20 protein-coding genes are annotated in these 17919 nt (G+C 34.4%); 5 read left to right on the top strand and 15 right to left on the bottom strand.

Annotated elements, in window-relative coordinates:
• Positions 1–26 precede the first annotated feature (26 nt).
• From SM124_RS06855 to SM124_RS06835, 5 genes are all read right to left on the bottom strand, one after another.
• Positions 27–1292, bottom strand: a complete 1266-nt coding sequence (locus SM124_RS06855; protein WP_322445759.1) for an FAD-dependent oxidoreductase — start codon at positions 1290–1292, stop codon at positions 27–29.
• Positions 1293–1304: 12 nt separating this feature from the next.
• Positions 1305–2135 (bottom strand): carbohydrate ABC transporter permease, encoded by an 831-nt coding sequence (locus tag SM124_RS06850; RefSeq protein WP_322445758.1) that lies wholly within the window; start codon positions 2133–2135, stop codon positions 1305–1307.
• 14 nt (positions 2136–2149) lie between these two features.
• Complete coding sequence (locus SM124_RS06845) at positions 2150–3070, bottom strand: carbohydrate ABC transporter permease (protein WP_322445757.1); 921 nt, start codon at positions 3068–3070, stop codon at positions 2150–2152.
• A 67-nt stretch (positions 3071–3137) separates the two neighbouring features.
• Positions 3138–4409: an ABC transporter substrate-binding protein gene (locus SM124_RS06840; protein WP_322445756.1), complete on the bottom strand. Its 1272-nt coding sequence runs from the start codon at positions 4407–4409 to the stop codon at positions 3138–3140.
• Positions 4410–4436: 27 nt separating this feature from the next.
• Complete coding sequence (locus SM124_RS06835) at positions 4437–5453, bottom strand: LacI family DNA-binding transcriptional regulator (protein WP_322445755.1); 1017 nt, start codon at positions 5451–5453, stop codon at positions 4437–4439.
• 367 nt (positions 5454–5820) lie between these two features.
• On the opposite strand from SM124_RS06835, the gene SM124_RS06830 reads away from it, so the two are divergent.
• Entirely contained in the window at positions 5821–6207 is a 387-nt protein-coding gene (locus tag SM124_RS06830) for a group-specific protein (protein WP_322445754.1), read from the top strand.
• Between the two features lie 40 nt (positions 6208–6247).
• On the opposite strand, the gene SM124_RS06825 is transcribed toward SM124_RS06830, so the two are convergent.
• Positions 6248–7138 carry an MBL fold metallo-hydrolase gene (locus SM124_RS06825; protein WP_322445753.1) on the bottom strand — a complete coding sequence of 297 codons (891 nt, stop codon included), beginning with the start codon at positions 7136–7138 and terminating at the stop codon, positions 6248–6250.
• A gap of 368 nt (positions 7139–7506) precedes the next feature.
• Here SM124_RS06825 and SM124_RS06820 point away from each other — a divergent pair, with 368 nt between their 5' ends.
• From SM124_RS06820 to SM124_RS06805, 4 genes are all read left to right on the top strand, one after another.
• Positions 7507–8352 (top strand): ABC transporter ATP-binding protein, encoded by an 846-nt coding sequence (locus tag SM124_RS06820; RefSeq protein ID WP_322445752.1) that lies wholly within the window; start codon positions 7507–7509, stop codon positions 8350–8352.
• On the top strand, positions 8303–9220 hold the full coding sequence (locus tag SM124_RS06815) for an iron-hydroxamate ABC transporter substrate-binding protein (protein ID WP_322445751.1): 918 nt from the start codon (positions 8303–8305) through the stop codon (positions 9218–9220). The genes SM124_RS06820 and SM124_RS06815 overlap by 50 nt, the downstream gene beginning before the upstream one ends.
• Before the next feature lie 81 nt (positions 9221–9301).
• On the top strand, positions 9302–10312 hold the full coding sequence (locus tag SM124_RS06810; RefSeq protein ID WP_322445750.1) for a FecCD family ABC transporter permease: 1011 nt from the start codon (positions 9302–9304) through the stop codon (positions 10310–10312).
• Positions 10309–11316: a FecCD family ABC transporter permease gene (locus tag SM124_RS06805; RefSeq protein ID WP_322445749.1), complete on the top strand. Its 1008-nt coding sequence runs from the start codon at positions 10309–10311 to the stop codon at positions 11314–11316. Before SM124_RS06810 ends, SM124_RS06805 begins: the two co-directional genes overlap by 4 nt.
• Before the next feature lie 138 nt (positions 11317–11454).
• Here the strand turns inward: SM124_RS06805 and SM124_RS06800 are convergent, their stop codons facing one another.
• From SM124_RS06800 to SM124_RS06760, 9 genes are all read right to left on the bottom strand, one after another.
• The gene (locus SM124_RS06800; protein WP_322445748.1) at positions 11455–12099 is read right to left on the bottom strand and encodes a TVP38/TMEM64 family protein; all 645 of its coding nucleotides are present in this window, start codon (positions 12097–12099) and stop codon (positions 11455–11457) included.
• Between the two features lie 98 nt (positions 12100–12197).
• Positions 12198–13298, bottom strand: coding sequence for a sensor histidine kinase (locus SM124_RS06795; RefSeq protein WP_322445747.1), 1101 nt, complete (start codon positions 13296–13298; stop codon positions 12198–12200).
• A complete protein-coding gene (locus SM124_RS06790) occupies positions 13295–13981 on the bottom strand; it encodes a response regulator transcription factor (RefSeq protein WP_322445746.1) in 687 nt (228 codons plus the stop codon). The genes SM124_RS06795 and SM124_RS06790 overlap by 4 nt, the downstream gene beginning before the upstream one ends.
• Entirely contained in the window at positions 13953–14558 is a 606-nt protein-coding gene (locus tag SM124_RS06785) for a class I SAM-dependent methyltransferase (RefSeq protein WP_322445745.1), read from the bottom strand. The genes SM124_RS06790 and SM124_RS06785 overlap by 29 nt, the downstream gene beginning before the upstream one ends.
• A 220-nt stretch (positions 14559–14778) precedes the next feature.
• On the bottom strand, positions 14779–15552 hold the full coding sequence (locus SM124_RS06780) for a serine/threonine protein kinase (RefSeq protein WP_322445744.1): 774 nt from the start codon (positions 15550–15552) through the stop codon (positions 14779–14781).
• A 517-nt stretch (positions 15553–16069) separates the two neighbouring features.
• Positions 16070–16384 (bottom strand): iron-sulfur cluster biosynthesis family protein, encoded by a 315-nt coding sequence (locus SM124_RS06775; RefSeq protein WP_322445743.1) that lies wholly within the window; start codon positions 16382–16384, stop codon positions 16070–16072.
• 21 nt (positions 16385–16405) lie between these two features.
• Positions 16406–16909, bottom strand: a complete 504-nt coding sequence (locus SM124_RS06770) for a hypothetical protein (protein ID WP_322445742.1) — start codon at positions 16907–16909, stop codon at positions 16406–16408.
• Complete coding sequence (locus SM124_RS06765; RefSeq protein WP_322445741.1) at positions 16890–17378, bottom strand: hypothetical protein; 489 nt, start codon at positions 17376–17378, stop codon at positions 16890–16892. Before SM124_RS06765 ends, SM124_RS06770 begins: the two co-directional genes overlap by 20 nt.
• A 101-nt stretch (positions 17379–17479) precedes the next feature.
• Positions 17480–17902, bottom strand: coding sequence for a hypothetical protein (locus tag SM124_RS06760; protein ID WP_322445740.1), 423 nt, complete (start codon positions 17900–17902; stop codon positions 17480–17482).
• Between the last annotated feature and the right edge of the window lie 17 nt (positions 17903–17919).

The following is a 17919-nucleotide window of genomic DNA, read 5'->3' as shown; positions in this document are numbered from 1 at the left end:
ACAAATGTTACTATAAAATTTATCTATTATGCTTCAACAGTCGATTGAATAAAACAACCTTGTTTTTCTAAATTGTTTCTTAAGGATTGAGCATCTAATTTCTTCGGAACAATCCCCTCTTTTACAGCCATCGCCGCAGCCGTACCAGCCGCTTGACCTAATGCATAACAAGTAGGTTGAATTCTTAAAGATGAATGAGCCTCATGAGTTGCTGATATACATCTTCCTGCAACTAGCAAATTATCAAAATCTTTTGGTAGTAGTGATCGATATGGAATGTCATACCACTGCCCTTTAGGAAGAACAACTTTTTCTGTCCCTACTCCAGTAGGATTATGGATATCAATCATATACATACAAGAAGCAATTCCATCTTCAAATTTCTTACATTCCAAAACATCTTCTGTTTGTAAAACATATTCACCTATAATTCTACGAGACTCACGAATTCCAATTTGTGGTCCTGTAGTAACTAAATAAGCATTCTCAAAACCTTCTACATTTTCCTGTAAGTATTCTACTACTTCTTTTACTTGTCTTCTTCCTTCTATTTCAGCTCTTGTTAAATCATCAACATCAAGAGCATTTACATTCACAATACGAGTCATGTTTACCATTACTTCGCCTGGACGAGGCATTCCAAAAAATAAAACTCTTCCTTGTGGTAAACGTTTATCAGCTACTGCATACTCCATAGCTTTCTTCTTAATTGTCACACCAGCCATTTTAAACATGACAGATGCAGGTTGCACTTGGCCATCTTTTTCACGACCAACTTTAAACTCTGCTCCTGCACGAGCAGCCAAGTCTCCATCACCTGAACAGTCAATAAAAGATTTTGCTTTTAACATTTGTCGTCCTGACTTACTTTCAATGATAACACCCTTTAGTGTTTTTCCCTCTGTAACAGCGTCAACGACATAAGAGTGAAATTGTAGTCGTACCCCGCTTTCAAGAACCATTTCATTTAAAACATATTTATATATCTCTACATCGAAGGACCACGCATGACCTGTTCCTCCAAAAGCACCTGCTTCTTTTAAACGGTCAATCATTTCTTGGAAGATCCCTTTTACAAGCTGAGTTCTCCCTGCTGAAAAACTCATAAAAGGATTTACTAGAGCAGCAGTTCCCATTCCACCAAGAAAGCCGTTCTTTTCTAATAGGATAGTATCGGCACCATTTCTTGCAGCAGCTATAGCAGCCGCAACCCCAGCTGGACCTCCACCTGCGACAATAACATCCGCATGCTTTGTTATTTCAATTTCCTTTACTTGTGTATAAGTTTCCACGTATTTCTCCCCCTAGCCTTTTACTCCTGATGTTGCGATTCCTTCTACTAAGAATCGTTGGAAAACAATAAAGATTAAAGCGATTGGAATCATAGATAGAGCAGATGCTGCCATTAATAGATTCCACTTCACTTCATATTGACCTTGGAATTGTGTTAGAGCTACTTGTAAGGTCATCATATCTGGTGAATCTAACATAATAAGTGGCCATAAAAATTCGTTCCATGCACCTAGGAAAGTTAAAATTCCTAAAGTAACTAGCGCTGGTTTTGTTAATGGAAGAACAATTTGCCAAAAGATTCGAAAATCAGAACAGCCGTCAATTCTAGCTGCTTCCATTAATTCAGTTGGGATTGTACTCATAAACTGTCTCATGAGAAAGACTCCATAGGCATTTGCAGCTAAAGGAAGTATTACTGACCAATAGGAGTTCAATAACCCTAACTTCGCCATCATTAAGAAAATTGGAATCATAATAACTTGCATTGGGATCATCATTGTTCCTAAGAAAAATAAGAATAATGTCTTCTTGCCAAAAAACTCATATTTCGCAAATGTATATCCAGCTAATGAGCAGATAAATAGTGTAATGATCGTAGTTAAAACAGAAATTACAGCTGTATTAATAAAGTATTGTGTATAGTCACCCGACGTCCAAGCATCAATAAAATTTCCCCAATTAGGATTTGATGGTAGTAACGTTGGAGGACTAGTGAATATCTCACTATTTGGTTTGATTGCACTAAAGAACATCCAAGCAAATGGAAGAAGCATTCCAATCGAACCTAGTGTTAAAAATGTGTATAGAGTAGCACGTGTGAGAAACGCTGATTTCTTTTTCATAATTGTTCCCCCTGTTACGAAGCGTCCGATTTGAACATACGCATTTGAATTAATGTCAGTATAAATAATATGATGAAAAACACATATGCTGCTGCAGATGCATAGCCCATGTTAAAGCGCTGGAAGGCTTCTTGATAAATATAATGAACAAGAACCATTGTACTAGTACCTGGCCCTCCACCAGTAATAACGTAAGCTAAATCAAAAATTTTAAACGATCCGATTAATGTAATAATCAACACGAACAATGTTGTTGGCTTTAATAGTGGTACCGTTATATGCCAAAACTTCTGCCAGCTATTTGCCCCATCAATCTCAGCAGCCTCATAAACACTTCTAGGAATGGACTGAAGACCTGCTAAGAATAATAAAAGATTACTTCCTAAGCCTTTCCAAATACTAACGATAATAAGCACAATCATGGCTTGCTTTGAATCAATTAACATACTTTGTAAAGGTAAGCCTAGTTTTTCTAACATAAAGTTTACAAATCCATAGCTTGGACTAAACATCCATTGCCAAATCAATCCGACAACAACCATCGATAGGACGACAGGAAAGAAAAATGCGGCTCTGAAAAATGCTAGCCCTTTTATTTTTTGGTTTAGTAGTACAGCAATAAAGAGGGCAATTCCTACTTTAAAAGGAACCGACAAGGAGAAAATGATTGTATTTTTAACAGAAATCCAAAATAAAGGATCTTGTAATAATCGAACATAGTTTTCTATGCCAACAAACTCTGGATTTCCAATCATTCCCCATTGATGAAAGCTCATATATAAAGCAAACACCACTGGGATAAACATGAATAGAGAAAAGATGACAAGAACCGGGGATAAGAAACCAAAGGGAATTAATCTTTTTTTCCATTTAATTTTTCTTGCTATGGTTTTTTCGGACTTATCTTGAAGTTTAATAGATTTGACCGCGTCCATAAAATTCACTCCTAAGGTATAAGAAAGGAGAGGAGATCATGCTTAGAACCCTCTCCCTTTATTTTTATTATTTTTTCAGGACAGATGTATTAATTTGTCTTTCCATTTCTTTTGCTGCTTCCTCTGGTGACTTTTCACCAAGGATTACTGATTGTAATTCACTTGTTAACACCGCTTTATAACCTAAATACTCAGGAATAGAGAAGTCTGCAACTGCAAAAGTTGGTACGTTATTTACTTCATCAATGATGATTTTCATGTCTTCAGCGATTGAACCATAATCAACAGCTTCTTGAGCACTTGCTCTTGTAGGAATAACCCCTCTAGCAGCTGAAAACTCAGACATTTTTTCCGTGCTTGTTAAGTATTTCATTAGCTTAACAACTGCTTCTGAGTGTTTAGTATTCTTAAATGCTACGATATTAGATCCACCAAGCTTTGTAGCTGTAACTTCTTGTTTTGGTAAGTAAGTTGCACCAAATTCAAAATCTTTAATGTCATTATTAAATGTGTTAATTAAGCCAGAGAATGTGATAATCATTGGTAATTTACCTTGTTTAAATAATTCATCCGCTTTCTCTGAACCTATGAATGCCTCTTTTGAAGCAAGACCACGATCAAACCATGTTTTAAACCACTCAATTGCTTCAATAGATGCAGGTGTGTTAATTCCAGCAGCAGTTTGGTCTTGATTTAAAACTGAACCATTGTTTTGATATAAGAATGGTAAGAATTGTGAAACGTCATTTCCAGTACTTACACCATATTTTAATCCATTAGCTTCTTTCACTTTTTCAGCAGCATTTAGAAACTCTTCCCAGTTCCAAGTATTATCAAGAGATGGAGGAACCTCTACACCAGCTTTTTCAAATAAATCTTTGTTATAGAATAATGAAATTTCATCTGTAAAGTGTGGTAAGCCATAGATTTTTTCACCATTCTGTACAGATACCATTGTTGATGGAAGGAAGTCTTTCTTCTCATCTTCAGATAAATTTGGAGCAAGATCTAACAATAAATCAAGATTTGCATAACGTTTTGTTGCAAGAACAGGTGTGTATAATAAGTCAGGTGCACGATTCCCAGCAATCATCGTTTCAACTTTCTCAAAGAATTGATCTAGAGGAATCGTTTCGATATTTACTTTAATGTTTTCGTTTTCCGCTTCGAATTGTTCCACTTGTTCAACTAATTCTGGGATATCGTTATTAACAATAAAGCGAAGTTCTACTTCCTCATCTCCACTTTTAGTTGTCTCTTCACCATTTGAGCAAGCGCTTACAATTACAGCACTAAGTAAGACAAATACTAGAAATAATGACATTTTAAACTTATTCATGTGTATCCTCCTGTTGGTTGACCGTTTTTATAATTTCTGACATGAGTTTTTTTGTAAAAACACTAGATCTAAATAATTAGCTTTTGGATGTTCATTGCCTTCTACTAATGAAATCGTTAGCTTTGCTGCTTGTTTCCCTAACTCTAGTTTAGGTATTTGTAAAGACGTAAGATCTAATCCAATAAAATCATTAAATTGTTGGTTTAGTTCTTGGTTGTCATCAAAACCTATCACGGAAATATCATCAGGGATTACTAGACCTTCTTCCTTAATTGCAGTAATAGCACCAAGAGTCGTATAAGTATTATTTAGCATAACAGCAGTTGGTTTATGTTTTAACATTTCTTTCATTGCATTGTAACCATCTGCTTGCGATTGGCTCTGTTCCGATACAAGCTTTTCATTATAAGTAATTCCGTGCTCTTTTAATCCCTGCTTATATCCAAGAAACTTATCGTAATCGGGAGCTATTTTTTTTGATTGTCCAATGAAACCTATTTTTTGGTGTCCCTGTTCTATTAGGTAGTTTGTCGCAACTTTTGTACCTTCGATATAATTTGGTGAGATATAGTACGGTTCAATTCCCTTAACTTCTCTCTTTCCGACAAAAACATAAGGGAAACCTTTTTCGTGAACAGATCTAATATCATCTTCATTTACGTGAATTCCCATAAAGATAACACCATCAACTAGACTAGAGCGAATAATTCGGTTCCTGTATGATTGCTCGTCATTTTGAGCAAAAATGAGTAAATCATATCCTAACTCAGAGGCTCCACTTTGTACTCCATTCATAATTTCATTGTAGAAAGTTGGGTGAACCCCTTCCTCGCTGTAAATGACTAGACCCAAAATATTAGTCTTTTTTCGAGCTAAGCTTCTCGCAATCATGTTTGGCTGATAATCAATTTCTTTAATAGCGTCCAATACCTTTTGCTTTGTCTTCTCAGATACTTTTCCACTATTATTTATGACCCTAGAAACAGTCATAATCGAAACCCCAGCCAACTTAGCTACTTCATTAAGATTTGGAGTTTTTTCCAAGAACACCACCCTTTTCAGAAATGTTAGCGCTAACATTTAATATAAAAAAATATATTTTTCGGTGTGTTAACGTTAACATTTTTTAGTAAAAAAATATAATTCATCTAACATTATTGTTAGCGTTAACATTTTAAATTGTCAAAGAATCGTGTTAGCGTTAACATTATATTAATCCATTAATCTCAAAACTGTCAATATAAAAATTATATAAAAGCATTTTGCTACAAAATTTTCATTTTTATAGTTTATTCCTTGTATCATAAACTGAACATTTAATTGTTGGCAGTTGATTTATGTTACATTTAACTATTAAGCTAATTATTGTCTAATCACTCATAAAAATTAGTATTTACCCATACGGAGGAAGATGATGAAATTCTACATTGCATCAAGTTTCATTAAAAAAGCAGATGTTCGCTATGTTGCTGATAAGCTTAAGGTAAAAGGTTATTCACATACCTATGACTGGACTAAAAATGAGCGAGCTTCTACGTTTTCTCAACTTCAAGAAATTGGTCTACTAGAGAAAAATGCGGTTATTGAATCGGATTTTCTTGTTATCTTATTACCTGCTGGAAAAGGAAGTCATATTGAACTAGGGATTGCACTTGGTCATGGTAAAAAAGTTTATCTGTACTCCCCTGATGAGGAAGTGAACCATTTCGAAACAACTAGTACCTTTTATCATTTGCCTGAGGTTATCAAATGCTTTGGTTCGTTAGAGGATCTTGTAGAAAAAATAAGAACTGATTAAATTGAAAGAGACGAACTAGAAAAATCAGTTCGTCTCTTTCTTATTTAGCTGAAATTAATGCACCATCCGTTTTAGATACGGTAAGCCCTAGTCTAGCTAAGTGCTTTCTAATACCGGACCGTTCCCATGTTTTAAAAATAGGAACCGTCAAAGTGTTTTTCGGATAAAAGATGCCGATCTCAGTTAGTTCTTCGAATGTAAGTCCTTGACGTACGTATTGATTGACTAATTCATCTCTCTTATTAATGACTTCTAAAAACTTTACCATTTCTTGTTTAAATTCTTCTTTTGTAAAAATCCCTTTTTGATGACCTGTAATGAATGTGTTAGCATCTAATTCCATCAGGCGATTTCCTGATTTTATAAAATCCTCAATATCTCCATCTGTTCCGTTATACCATGGTCCAAATGAAGTCATATCATAATCGCTTACATAAACGGTACCTAGCTCCGGAAAGTAAGGTGAGACTAGACCACTTGTATGTCCAGGGGTGTGCAAGAAAATCGCTTTTACACCGCTAAAGTTATATTCTGTTTCATAATCATACGTACCTGAGATTTGATCAAGGTTCTCAACCCATTCTACGGGAAGGTTTTTACGCCACATTTCAACTCCAGCATCTCCCCATTCCTGATGAATGCCGTTTGCTTTTGCAATGCCTTCAATCGTTCTAGATGTTTCATATTCAATGGGGTTAATCCACTTCTCGGCTTTTGGAAAGAGATAGTTATGTTGAGTATGGTCTGGATGATAGTGAGTATTAATAATTAAATCAATTCCAAATTGTTGATTGATTTCCTTTAATGCCTCGGGATCTGCACCCGAATCAATTAAGACCCTACTTTCCGTATCTATAAATATACTTCGCGAAAAAGGAACCTTACTCATACTTGGACCTTCTACTATGACAAGGGGACCTATCCGATTCATGTTCTTTCACCTCTTAATTCATGATATTCGTAAAATGAATGACTATTCACTCATTATATCACAATTTGTTAAAAATGGGTTCAGACCCTCTTTGGTTCATCTCACAATGATTATCATTCCATTAACTTTGTCAAAGAATAATATTATTCACACAGTTTTACAATAGTTGTTTTTAAAAATATTGATATTAGTAAAGAGTAATTAATGAATAAGTCTTTTCATTTTTAAAAATATTTTTAAAAACTTTATACTGAAAAAATATCAATTTCCCATTGACATTCTAAAAGTTTTAGCATTATATTAAGTACATATCGATACTGATAATCATTATCAATTATTTACAAATTGTACTAACGGAGGTAAAAATTGTGGTTCGCCTATATACAAATGACTTAAGCATTGGCTATGGTGAACGTTTAATCGTGAAAGATCTTAGTGTAAAAATTCCTGATAAGAAAATAACGACTATTATCGGCTCAAACGGCTGTGGAAAATCAACTTTGCTAAAGGCGATTACTCGAATCATCACTCATCAGTCTGGGACAGTAGTTTTAGATGGGAAAAATATTTCTAAAGAAAACACTAAACTATTAGCAAAAAAAATGGCCATCCTTCCGCAAACACCAGAAAGTGCTAGTGGATTGACTGTTGGTGAACTTGTTTCCTATGGACGTTTCCCCTATCAAACTGGATTTGGCCGACTATCTAAGAAAGACTATGAAATTATTGATTGGGCACTTGAGGTAACAGGAACTTCAGAATTTAAGTTTCGTCCTGTCGATGCTTTATCTGGAGGTCAACGTCAACGTGTATGGATCGCTATGGCTCTTTCACAAGAAACCGATATCATTTTTCTAGATGAACCTACTACCTATCTAGACATGGCGCACCAATTAGAAGTACTTGAATTATTACAAAAATTAAACGTGGAACAAGAACGGACGATTGTCATGGTTCTTCACGATTTAAACCAAGCCGCTCGATTTGCTGACTATATTATTGCTTTAAAAAATGGAGAAGTAGTGAAAGCAGGAAGTGGCGAAGAAGTGATCAATCGTGAGGTCCTTAGAGAAGTATTCCATATTGATGCAGAAATTGGACGAGATCCCAGAACAAACAAACCTATGTGTATTACGTACAATTTACTAAAGGGAGAACAAAAAAATGAAAAAACTAATGATGCCATTTATTCTACTGCTAGTGCTAGTAATTAGTGCTTGTAGCAACACTTCTACAGAAAAAGATGAAAGTAAAGCACCTGAGGATAAGCAACCTGAAACTATTACTTATCAATCTGAAAATGGTCCAATCGAAGTACCTGCCGACCCACAACGAGTTATTGTTTTATCTTCATTTGTAGGTAACGTAATGGCTTTAGATGTTAACCTTGTTGGAGTTGATGCTTGGTCTAAAATGAACCCACGATTTAACTTAGAAGGTGTTGAAGAAGTAACAGACGAGAGTTTAGAAAAAATCATCGAACTAGATCCAGATTTAATTATTGGGTTATCAAATATTAAGAATGTTGACAATCTAAGTGAGATTGCTCCAACTGTCACTTACACATACGGTAAATTAGACTATTTAACTCAACATTTAGAAATAGCAAAATTACTCAATAAGGAAAAAGAAGCTCAAGTCTGGATTGACGACTTTAAAAAGCGTGCACAATCTGCCGGAGAAGAAATCAAAGCTAAAATAGGCGAAAATACAACTGTGTCAGTTGTAGAAAACTTTGACAAACAGCTTTATGTATTTGGTGATAACTGGGCGCGTGGTACAGAAGTTCTTTACCAAGAAATGAAATTAGCTATGCCAGAAAAAGTAAAAGAAATGGCATTAAAAGATGGTTTCTACGCACTATCATTAGAGGTTTTACCTGAGTTTGCTGGAGATTATTTAATATTTAGTAAGAATGCAGACACAGATACTTCATTCCAAGAAACAGATACGTATAAAAACATTCCTGCTGTAAAAAATAATCAAGTTTTTGAAGTTAATTCTAAAGAATTCTACTTTAATGATCCTATATCACTTGATTATCAATTAGATTTCTTCGTTCAAAGTTTTTTAGGTAAGTAAACTTAAGGGCTGACTCTTTAACAGGGTCAGCCTCTACTTCTATTCTTACCCTTATACCATACATAGAAAAGATGAGAGACGATGTTAAAAAAGAAACCACAACATATTCCTTTTATAGCTAAATTTATTATAAGTCTAATCGTTTTTGGATGTATGTTTATCGTTGCTATGATTTTCGGTGCAGCGAATACAACCATTAATGAAGTATGGTTAGCCATCACGACAAACGCTTCTGGAGAAAAACTCAACATTATTCGAGAAATTAGGCTACCTCGTGAGATTGCTGCCATTTTTGTTGGGGCAGCCCTAGGAGTTTCCGGAGCGATAATGCAAGGAATTACTAGAAATCCTCTCGCAGACCCTGGCTTATTAGGATTAACCGCTGGTGCTAACGCAGCTTTAGCCATTACGATTGCGTTCATACCAACAGCCAATTATTTTGGCATTATGATTTCCTGTTTTGTTGGGTCAGCTGTTGGTGCAATACTAGTTTTTGGTATTAGTGCATTGAAAAAAGGAGGCTTTTCACCTTTTCGAGTGGTGTTAGCTGGTGCAGCTATTACTGCTCTCTTTACGGCTATTGCAGAAGGTATTGGGATTTATTTCAAAATTTCAAAAGAAGTATCCATGTGGACAGCCGGTGGAATAATCGGAACATCTTGGAGCCAAATACAGATCATTGTTCCATTCATATTATTAGGTGTATTCATTTCTTTACTTCTTTCAAGACAACTGACAATCCTAAGTTTAAGTGATGAAGTAGCTGTCGGCTTGGGTCAGAAAACGACGCAAATAAAAGTATTTCTCTTTTTTGTTATTATCCTTTTAGCCGGTGCATCTGTTGCCCTTGTTGGAAACATGGCATTTATCGGTTTGATTATCCCGCATATTGTTCGCGCGATAGTAGGTACAGATTACCGTTTTATTATCCCTATGTCTATCATTTTTGGGGCTACGTTTATGCTATTCGCTGATACACTAGGGCGTACCATTAATTCTCCTTATGAAACACCTGTTGCCGCTATTGTTGCTATGATGGGGCTTCCTTTCTTTCTTTTCGTTATGAATAAAGGAGGTAAAGGTTTCTCATGATAGATTCCATGATAATTAGAAAACAAAGAATGATTCTACTGATTTTATTCATCTTGATCGTGTTTACAATTGTAGTTGGGATGGGAATGGGCTACTCGTCACTCTCTTATAATCGACTCCTTCCTACCCTTTTTGGTCAAGGAACATTTAAGGAGGAATTTGTGTTATTCTCCATTCGCTTGCCTAGAATCATAATCACCTTGCTAGCAGGTATGGCACTTGCCTTATCTGGGGCCATTTTACAGGGAATTACACGGAACGATTTAGCTGACCCAGGTATTATTGGCATTAATTCAGGTGCAGGGGTAGGCATTGCTATATTCTTTTTATTCTTTCCCGCTGAAGCTGGGACATTTGTATATTTTCTCCCATTGTTGGCCTTCATCGGAGCTGTTTTGACGGCAGTCTTAATTTATATGTTCTCGTATAAAAGGCATTATGGATTACAGCCGATAAGATTAGTGTTAATTGGTGTAGGTTTCTCAATGGCTCTTTCAGGAATTATGATTGTTCTCATTTCCGCTGCCGAACGGGAAAAAGTAGATTTCATCGCTAAGTGGTTAGCAGGAAATATTTGGGGAACTGATTGGCCCTTTATATGGGCTCTCCTCCCATGGCTACTGTTGCTCATTCCATTCACTTTGTACAAAGCAAACCGATTAAATCTTCTTGCTCTAAGTGAACCCGTAGCCATTGGAGTTGGAGTATCGATTGAAAAAGAAAGAATAACATTACTACTAACAGCAGTTGCCTTAGCAGCTTCTGCAGTATCCGTCACAGGTGGAATTGCTTTTATCGGTTTAATGGCACCACATTTAGCCAAAGCATTAGTGGGCCCAAGAAATCAACTGTTTATACCTGTTGCTATTCTCATAGGTGGATGGCTCTTAATGATTGCCGATACGGTAGGTAGGAATTTAGTTGAACCTGAGGGAATATCAGCTGGAATTATGGTCGCTTTAATTGGGGCACCTTATTTTATTTACTTGTTGATGAAGAAATAACCAAACACCCTTATGGGGCACAGATCAGTCAGAAATTTTGAAAAAGGCTTAAAGGGTGTAAAATAAACCTCTTAAGCCTTTTCATTTATACATCTATTGCTAATGTGATATTCATACATGAATGTTAATTTTTCTATATTAACAAAATTGCTCTGACTCCACTCTACGCTTAATGTTATACCAAATTTTTATAGAAATAATTGCAACTACCCCAAAAGATAGAATAACGAAAGCGATACCTAAAATTGACTCATTTAAACTAGTTCCAACAAAGCTATATAATAGCATCATTGGTGTATTGGCTATTAATACCGTTAAAAGGTACTTCCAATATTTTAATCCAACTGACGCGGATAAAAAACATATCACATCAGTTGGGGCTAATGGACAAATAATTCCTAATCCTAAAAACTTATAGTTATAAGTGTCTAATAATGCCATAATCTCCGGGTGCTTTCTCTCCAAATGCACTTTGATATATTTACTAAAGTACGTTTTTGATAGTAAATAAACAATCGTTTCACTTACAATCATACCAATCATTGATAAAACAAAGCCAATTAGTGGATTGAAGCAAATTCCTCCTAATATCATTAGTGTTACCCCAGGGATTAGAATGAAAAGCCTAATTACCCATAAGCCAACAAATATCAAAATGGACTCGTGTGTATGATTGGAAATAAAATGTTGTAATGAAGTTAAATCAAGTGTAAGCAAATGATTCTTCTTTAATATATAAATGGCTAAAATCCAGATAAAGACAATGACCATCTTCTTTTTCATTTTCCTCATCTCCTTGCTTTCGATACATACATCATAAACAAAGAGAATTAAAATTTACTCAGTAAAATCCTTAAGGATTCTTAAGTTTAACTAATTAATTATGTTCTCTGCATCTTAGTCTGCTGAGTTGGAAGTTCAACCATAAAGGTCATCCATCCTTCCTTGTATTCTACAAGCATAATCCCTTGATGAAGTTCGACAATCCTCTTAGAAATTGCTAATCCAAGTCCTGTACCTCGTTCTCCACTTCTAGATTTGTCTCCAGTGAAAAAGCGTCCAAATAATTGGTTTACATCTTCCATTGGTGGAGTTTCTACTCTGTTTGATATTTTAAAAACAGCAATTTCATCATTTGTTTCAAGACTTATATTTAGTTTGGAAGGTTTTAAACTATATCTTATTGCATTCATAAAAAGATTTTCATAAACTCGAACCAGCTTTTCGACATCTACTAAGACAGGTATGTTCTTTTCCGTAATTGATTTGTTCAGACTTAATTGCTCCCTTTCAAAAATGGGTGTGTATTCTCCCACTATCTGCTCTAGCAGACCTGCTAAATCCATTCCCTTTAAATTTAACTTTAGATCAGGATCAGTTAAACGGGTATATTCAAAAAGTTCATCAATTAAAAATTTTAATCTTAGAGATTTGGTATAAATGGTTTCTACATAGTCTTCAAGCTGTTTCATGCTTTCATATTGTTTATTTCTTAACAAATCTAAGTAACCGATAATGGAAGTTAAAGGTGTTCTTAAATCATGTGAGACATTGGTTATCAGTTCATTTTTTGTGGCTTCCAAATGTCTCTCATGCTCAAATTTACTCTCTAACTCTTTGGACATAAAATTAATATTCTCTACTAGCTGTGTCAATTCATCTTTTCCTTCAACCTTTATGGTTAAACCCAATTTCCCATTGGCTATTTGGTTTACACTCTCGGAAATCACCTTCAAATATATGATCTTTTTCCGCACCATCAATAAAAACACAGCAATAAATGTAAAGATTACGGTTGAAAACATGAAGAGATTCACCAAATTAAAATGTGCTACACTTTCGGCATTCAAATAATCTATATTTAAAAGGTATAAAACTAGTTGAGCATTTAGGACCAACACACTATATGAAACAAAAAAGCTAATGGCAACAACACCAAGGAGCTTTAAAATAAGCTTATTTCTAAACTTAGTAATACTCATATTTTATACCCTACTCCCCAAACTGTTTTGACATAGATAGGATGCTTCGGATCTTCTTCTATTTTGTCTCTTATTTTTGTAATGTGTACCATCACCGTATTATCTGATTTAAAAAAGTCTTCCTTCCAAACCGCTTCATAAATTTTTTCAATACTCAAGACTATACCTTTGTTACGAGCGAGAAGCTCCAGTATATCAAATTCCTTTGGCGTTAGTCTGACTTCCTTTTCCCTTACCCATACCTGACGAGTGTCTGAATTGACCTTTAAATCACCAATTTCTATTACAGTCATATGGTTCTCTGTGTCGTTATTGTATTTTTTATATCTTCTTAATTGGGATTTCACCCTAGCGATTAACTCCAACGGGTTAAATGGTTTAGTTAAATAATCATCTGCCCCTGAGGCAAGACCCTGGATTTTATCCATATCTTCTGACTTAGCAGAGAGCATAATGATGGGCATGTTTCGTTCTTCCCTTATTTTCATACAGGCTTCTATACCATCCATTTTTGGCATCATAATATCCAAAATAATTAAGTCAAAATCCTTTTTTTCTAATAGCTTCAAAGCCTCAAGAGCATCTTCCACTTTATGGGTTTGCATTCCTTCGTTTTCTAAATATACCGATATCAGATTCCTAATATCTTGATCATCATCCACAATAAGTACTTTTGATTCCATCGTATTCCTCCATCTGTTTATCTACAGAACAACTTAATATATAGGCTGGCGGCAAATTTCTAAGTTCTCTTTTAACCTCTACTTTTGTAAAAAATTGTTCAATAAAGGCCTTTTTTAACTTTGTGTATTGAAAAGTGATAAATTGGCCATCCTTGCTCAAAATTTTACATGTATTTAATAAGATACCTTGCGAAATTTCTTTAGGCAAACTTGTGAAAGGAAGACCCGAAATCACATAGTCTGGATTAGGGAGATGATACTCCTTAAGATATTTTCCAATATTTTCAGCTGATCCATGTACGATAAATAAGTTTTTTTCCCTTTTAAATTTTTCTTTCAATAATAAATAAAATTCTTTATTGTTCTCCACTAGCATCACTTTCGTTTGCGGATTTCTATTTATCAGTAACTTTTCAGTAAAAACTCCTGTTCCCGGTCCATATTCGACAATAACTTTTGCTTTTTGAAAATTGACCCCTTCAACCATCCTATCTCCAAGGAAACCTGAACTAGGAAATATTGCACCAACCTTTTTAGGATTTGTGATAGATTGTATTATAAAAAATAATTTATTCACGTCCCATTGCTCCATTCATTTGAGTCTTATAGTCTTACTTTAAAATTCAAACCTGAAGAAATGAGGGTAAAAGTTCTTAAGAATTCTTAAGTTTATGTAAATGTAGGATTCGATATATTTTTTTACATTAATCCACTTACTAATGTTTATTTCCACATAAAAAAACACGCTATTGATTAGTGAAATAGCGTGTTTTTGGTGATATTCACTGTTTAAACTTTTAAGATAGGCAATTCTCTACATCTATTAAAACGTCCTCAATATGTTCGTAACTACCTTCTAGTCTAAGCATTCTTTTAATTAGAGCCCTAGTATCACCACTAATGGTTAGCTCTTCTTCCCAGCTACGTTCTATTTTTGTAGTTGGTTGATAATTTGAGTACAGCAGAAAAAGTATAAAATGTCCTAAAGCATAGAAATCACTATTAAATGATGGTTCACGGAATAATGCATTGTTCGAGTTTACTAATAAAACCGCTTTTGATTCTGGAGGAACCGCTAACCCAAAATCAATAATATATATTTCGTTGTTATTACTTATTATATTAGGCAATCTCAAATCTCGATGAATAAGCTTGTTATCATGTAGATACTTTACAATTCTCAATACTTTTAAAAGAATGTATAGACTCTCTTTCTCTTCGTATTTTTTCCCCTCATTAATAACAAGATCTTCAAAGTTTTTTCCATCGATATATTCCATAACTAAAAAGGAGCTTTCCCCTTCATCGAAGAAGTTTAAATACTTTGGTATAGATGGATGAGAAAGGTTTGTGAGTGTTCTTGCTTCTTTCGCTAGCATGGACCTGGTGTTTTTACCCCTTCTGACTCGATTTTGTTTCACAATTACAGTCGTTTGCGAATCGAGATCATATGCAAGGTAAACCATTCCGTAGCTTCCTCTTCCTATATAACTTTTGATTTCATAGCGATCTTGTAAAACGGTCCCTAGCTTAAGCGCTCTTTGGAAAAATTCTTTAATCAAAGCCCTCATCTAGTTAACTACTACTATATGATTTAAAAAACCCGCTTGATTTATGTTTTTTCTTATAATATTTATGCCCATATTGTGAAGGGTGTTGTCCATACTTCCTTTTCTTGTAATCGCTACTTGAATAACGTTTATAATGAGATTTACTGCTCAAAATTGCTTTTATAATTTTCTTTAACATAAAATCTCTCCATTCTAATTAGTATGAAGGAATATCCCTAAAGTGCAAAAAACACTTTACCTTAATATGGTAAAGTGTATAGACGAAATGAGAGCTTTACCAAGATTGGCAAAGGTCTCGCTAACAACTTATGTTGCCAACTAAGCCGAGGATGTGATCCTGTAATGACGACTTAATTGTAAAAGCTACTCCCCTTTGGGAATATTCATTTAATAAAATTATAACAATAAATAGGCTCTTAATCAATTAATATGGTCGAACCATTGCTGTTATTCATATGGAATTCAACTTTATCATTTTCAGCATAGTATTAGCATCGTTGTTCATCCATACTACTTTTTATTTAAATTTTTTTAACTGCAAATTGTATCGATAAACTTCCTCATTTGAAGAGATTTTGTATCCTAAAGTTGGATTAAAGTCTAGTATTATTTTATCTGATAAATGCTTTTGACTTTCTTTAGAGATAAGAACAGGGATTTCTTCAACTATGAATAGTTCATCCTCTTCCCCTTTTTTATCAATCCGTAAATCATGTTCAGCATATAAGGAACAGCTTCCAACAAATATGGCTTCAATTCTTAGACCTTCATCTTCCTGGAACTCTACCCTCTTTAGTTGTTCTAATGCTGCTGGTTTAATGACGATTTCCATTTAATTTGGCACCTCAAACATCTAATATTGATTAACTATCTTGTATTTCTTTTTTAAATAACGAAAAAATACAATGGTATGATATTGTACAAATAAATAGATAGTGAATGAGTAGGCTAAGTTCCAGTGTTTATAAGTAAAAATATTACATTTCGACGAGAGCCACTCAAAACCTATCCCAAAAAAAGACCATATAAAAATATATAGGACGATATACTTATCTTCTATCTTAAATTTATCATAAATATAAACAAATAGGTAACCAAAAGGGGCATACATAATATAAGTAAACACACCAAATAACTCAAATTTAGGGGAGTCCATAACATCATAAAAATCCAGAAGCGGTGAAGCAAGTATATGGTCAAATGCTCGAGCATATGTAGCTGAAAAAATCATGATTAAAATCGACAAACTTATGGGAAACCTTTTCGGTAAGAGTTTATATATGACTATTCCGCTCATTAATACCCCTATAACTAGCCACTCATTTTCATCAAATTTTTCAGGTAGGGGCAGAATCATTAATTACACCCTCCTTAACTAAATGCTTTCCAACAAGATAATTTGTGACTACCGAAGTGCTATAAAAAATAATCCAAACTAATATCGTTTTGTATACTTCCCAATGTCTATATTCAAAGACCTTCATATAGACTAACCATTGCTGCAATAATACTGGAATGAGTAAGAATAAACTAATCAAGGTTATTTTATACATCTTATTTGACTTAAGGTGAAATAACTCAATAAACCATAATGCTACTAATGGAAATAGAATCACTTCAGAGACTCTAAACACTATATAAGGAATAATTTGCTCTTTTACCTTCCAAAGCTCAAGATTATCACTAATAACCGATATAAAGGAACAGTATAGAAAAACTATGATTAAATACACATATAGATATTGAACAGCATGAAAACGTTTTTTCTTAAATATGAAACAGATTGAAGACAAAATAATAAGATCAATAAAAATGGATGTTTGCACTAAGAAATTCCTCCGTACGCTTGTACCTTATATTTATTAGGTGATTTAGCTGTCGGTGCTGATCGAGGCGCTTGCGCTTTTGTTCTTCTCACTAACTACCGTTACAAAAATGAGTTTGCAATATTCACTAACACTCTCGGAGTAACTTTGTTAGTAGCTCTTTTATCAATACTCAAGATATATTGCCATCCGTCTCTTTCAAATACTAAAAGATTAAATCCATTAACGACTTCTGTTGCGTAATAGGCACTGCTTTCATCCTTTAATTGATAAGTGTATTTAATTTTCTTATTCCTAAGCTTCATCCCGTTTTCACTAGGACGAACCATGATCATATAATGGTTGCTTGGTAGTTCTTCATTAAGATACTCTATCTCAAATGTATCGTTCGTTCCGTCAATTTGTGAACATCTCCCTAACTGTAGCGTGAAATTCAAAGGTGGAACTTTATAAGGTAGCTTAAGCTCATCATTGAATAAGGATTTACATTCATTTAAGGCTTCATTTATAGGTTTATACCCCATTTTGAATAGAGATTCTT

Source organism: Robertmurraya mangrovi (genome assembly GCF_034427655.1).
GTDB lineage: Bacteria > Bacillota > Bacilli > Bacillales > Cytobacillaceae > Robertmurraya_A > Robertmurraya_A mangrovi.
This window is presented reverse-complemented; position numbering and strand designations above follow the sequence as displayed.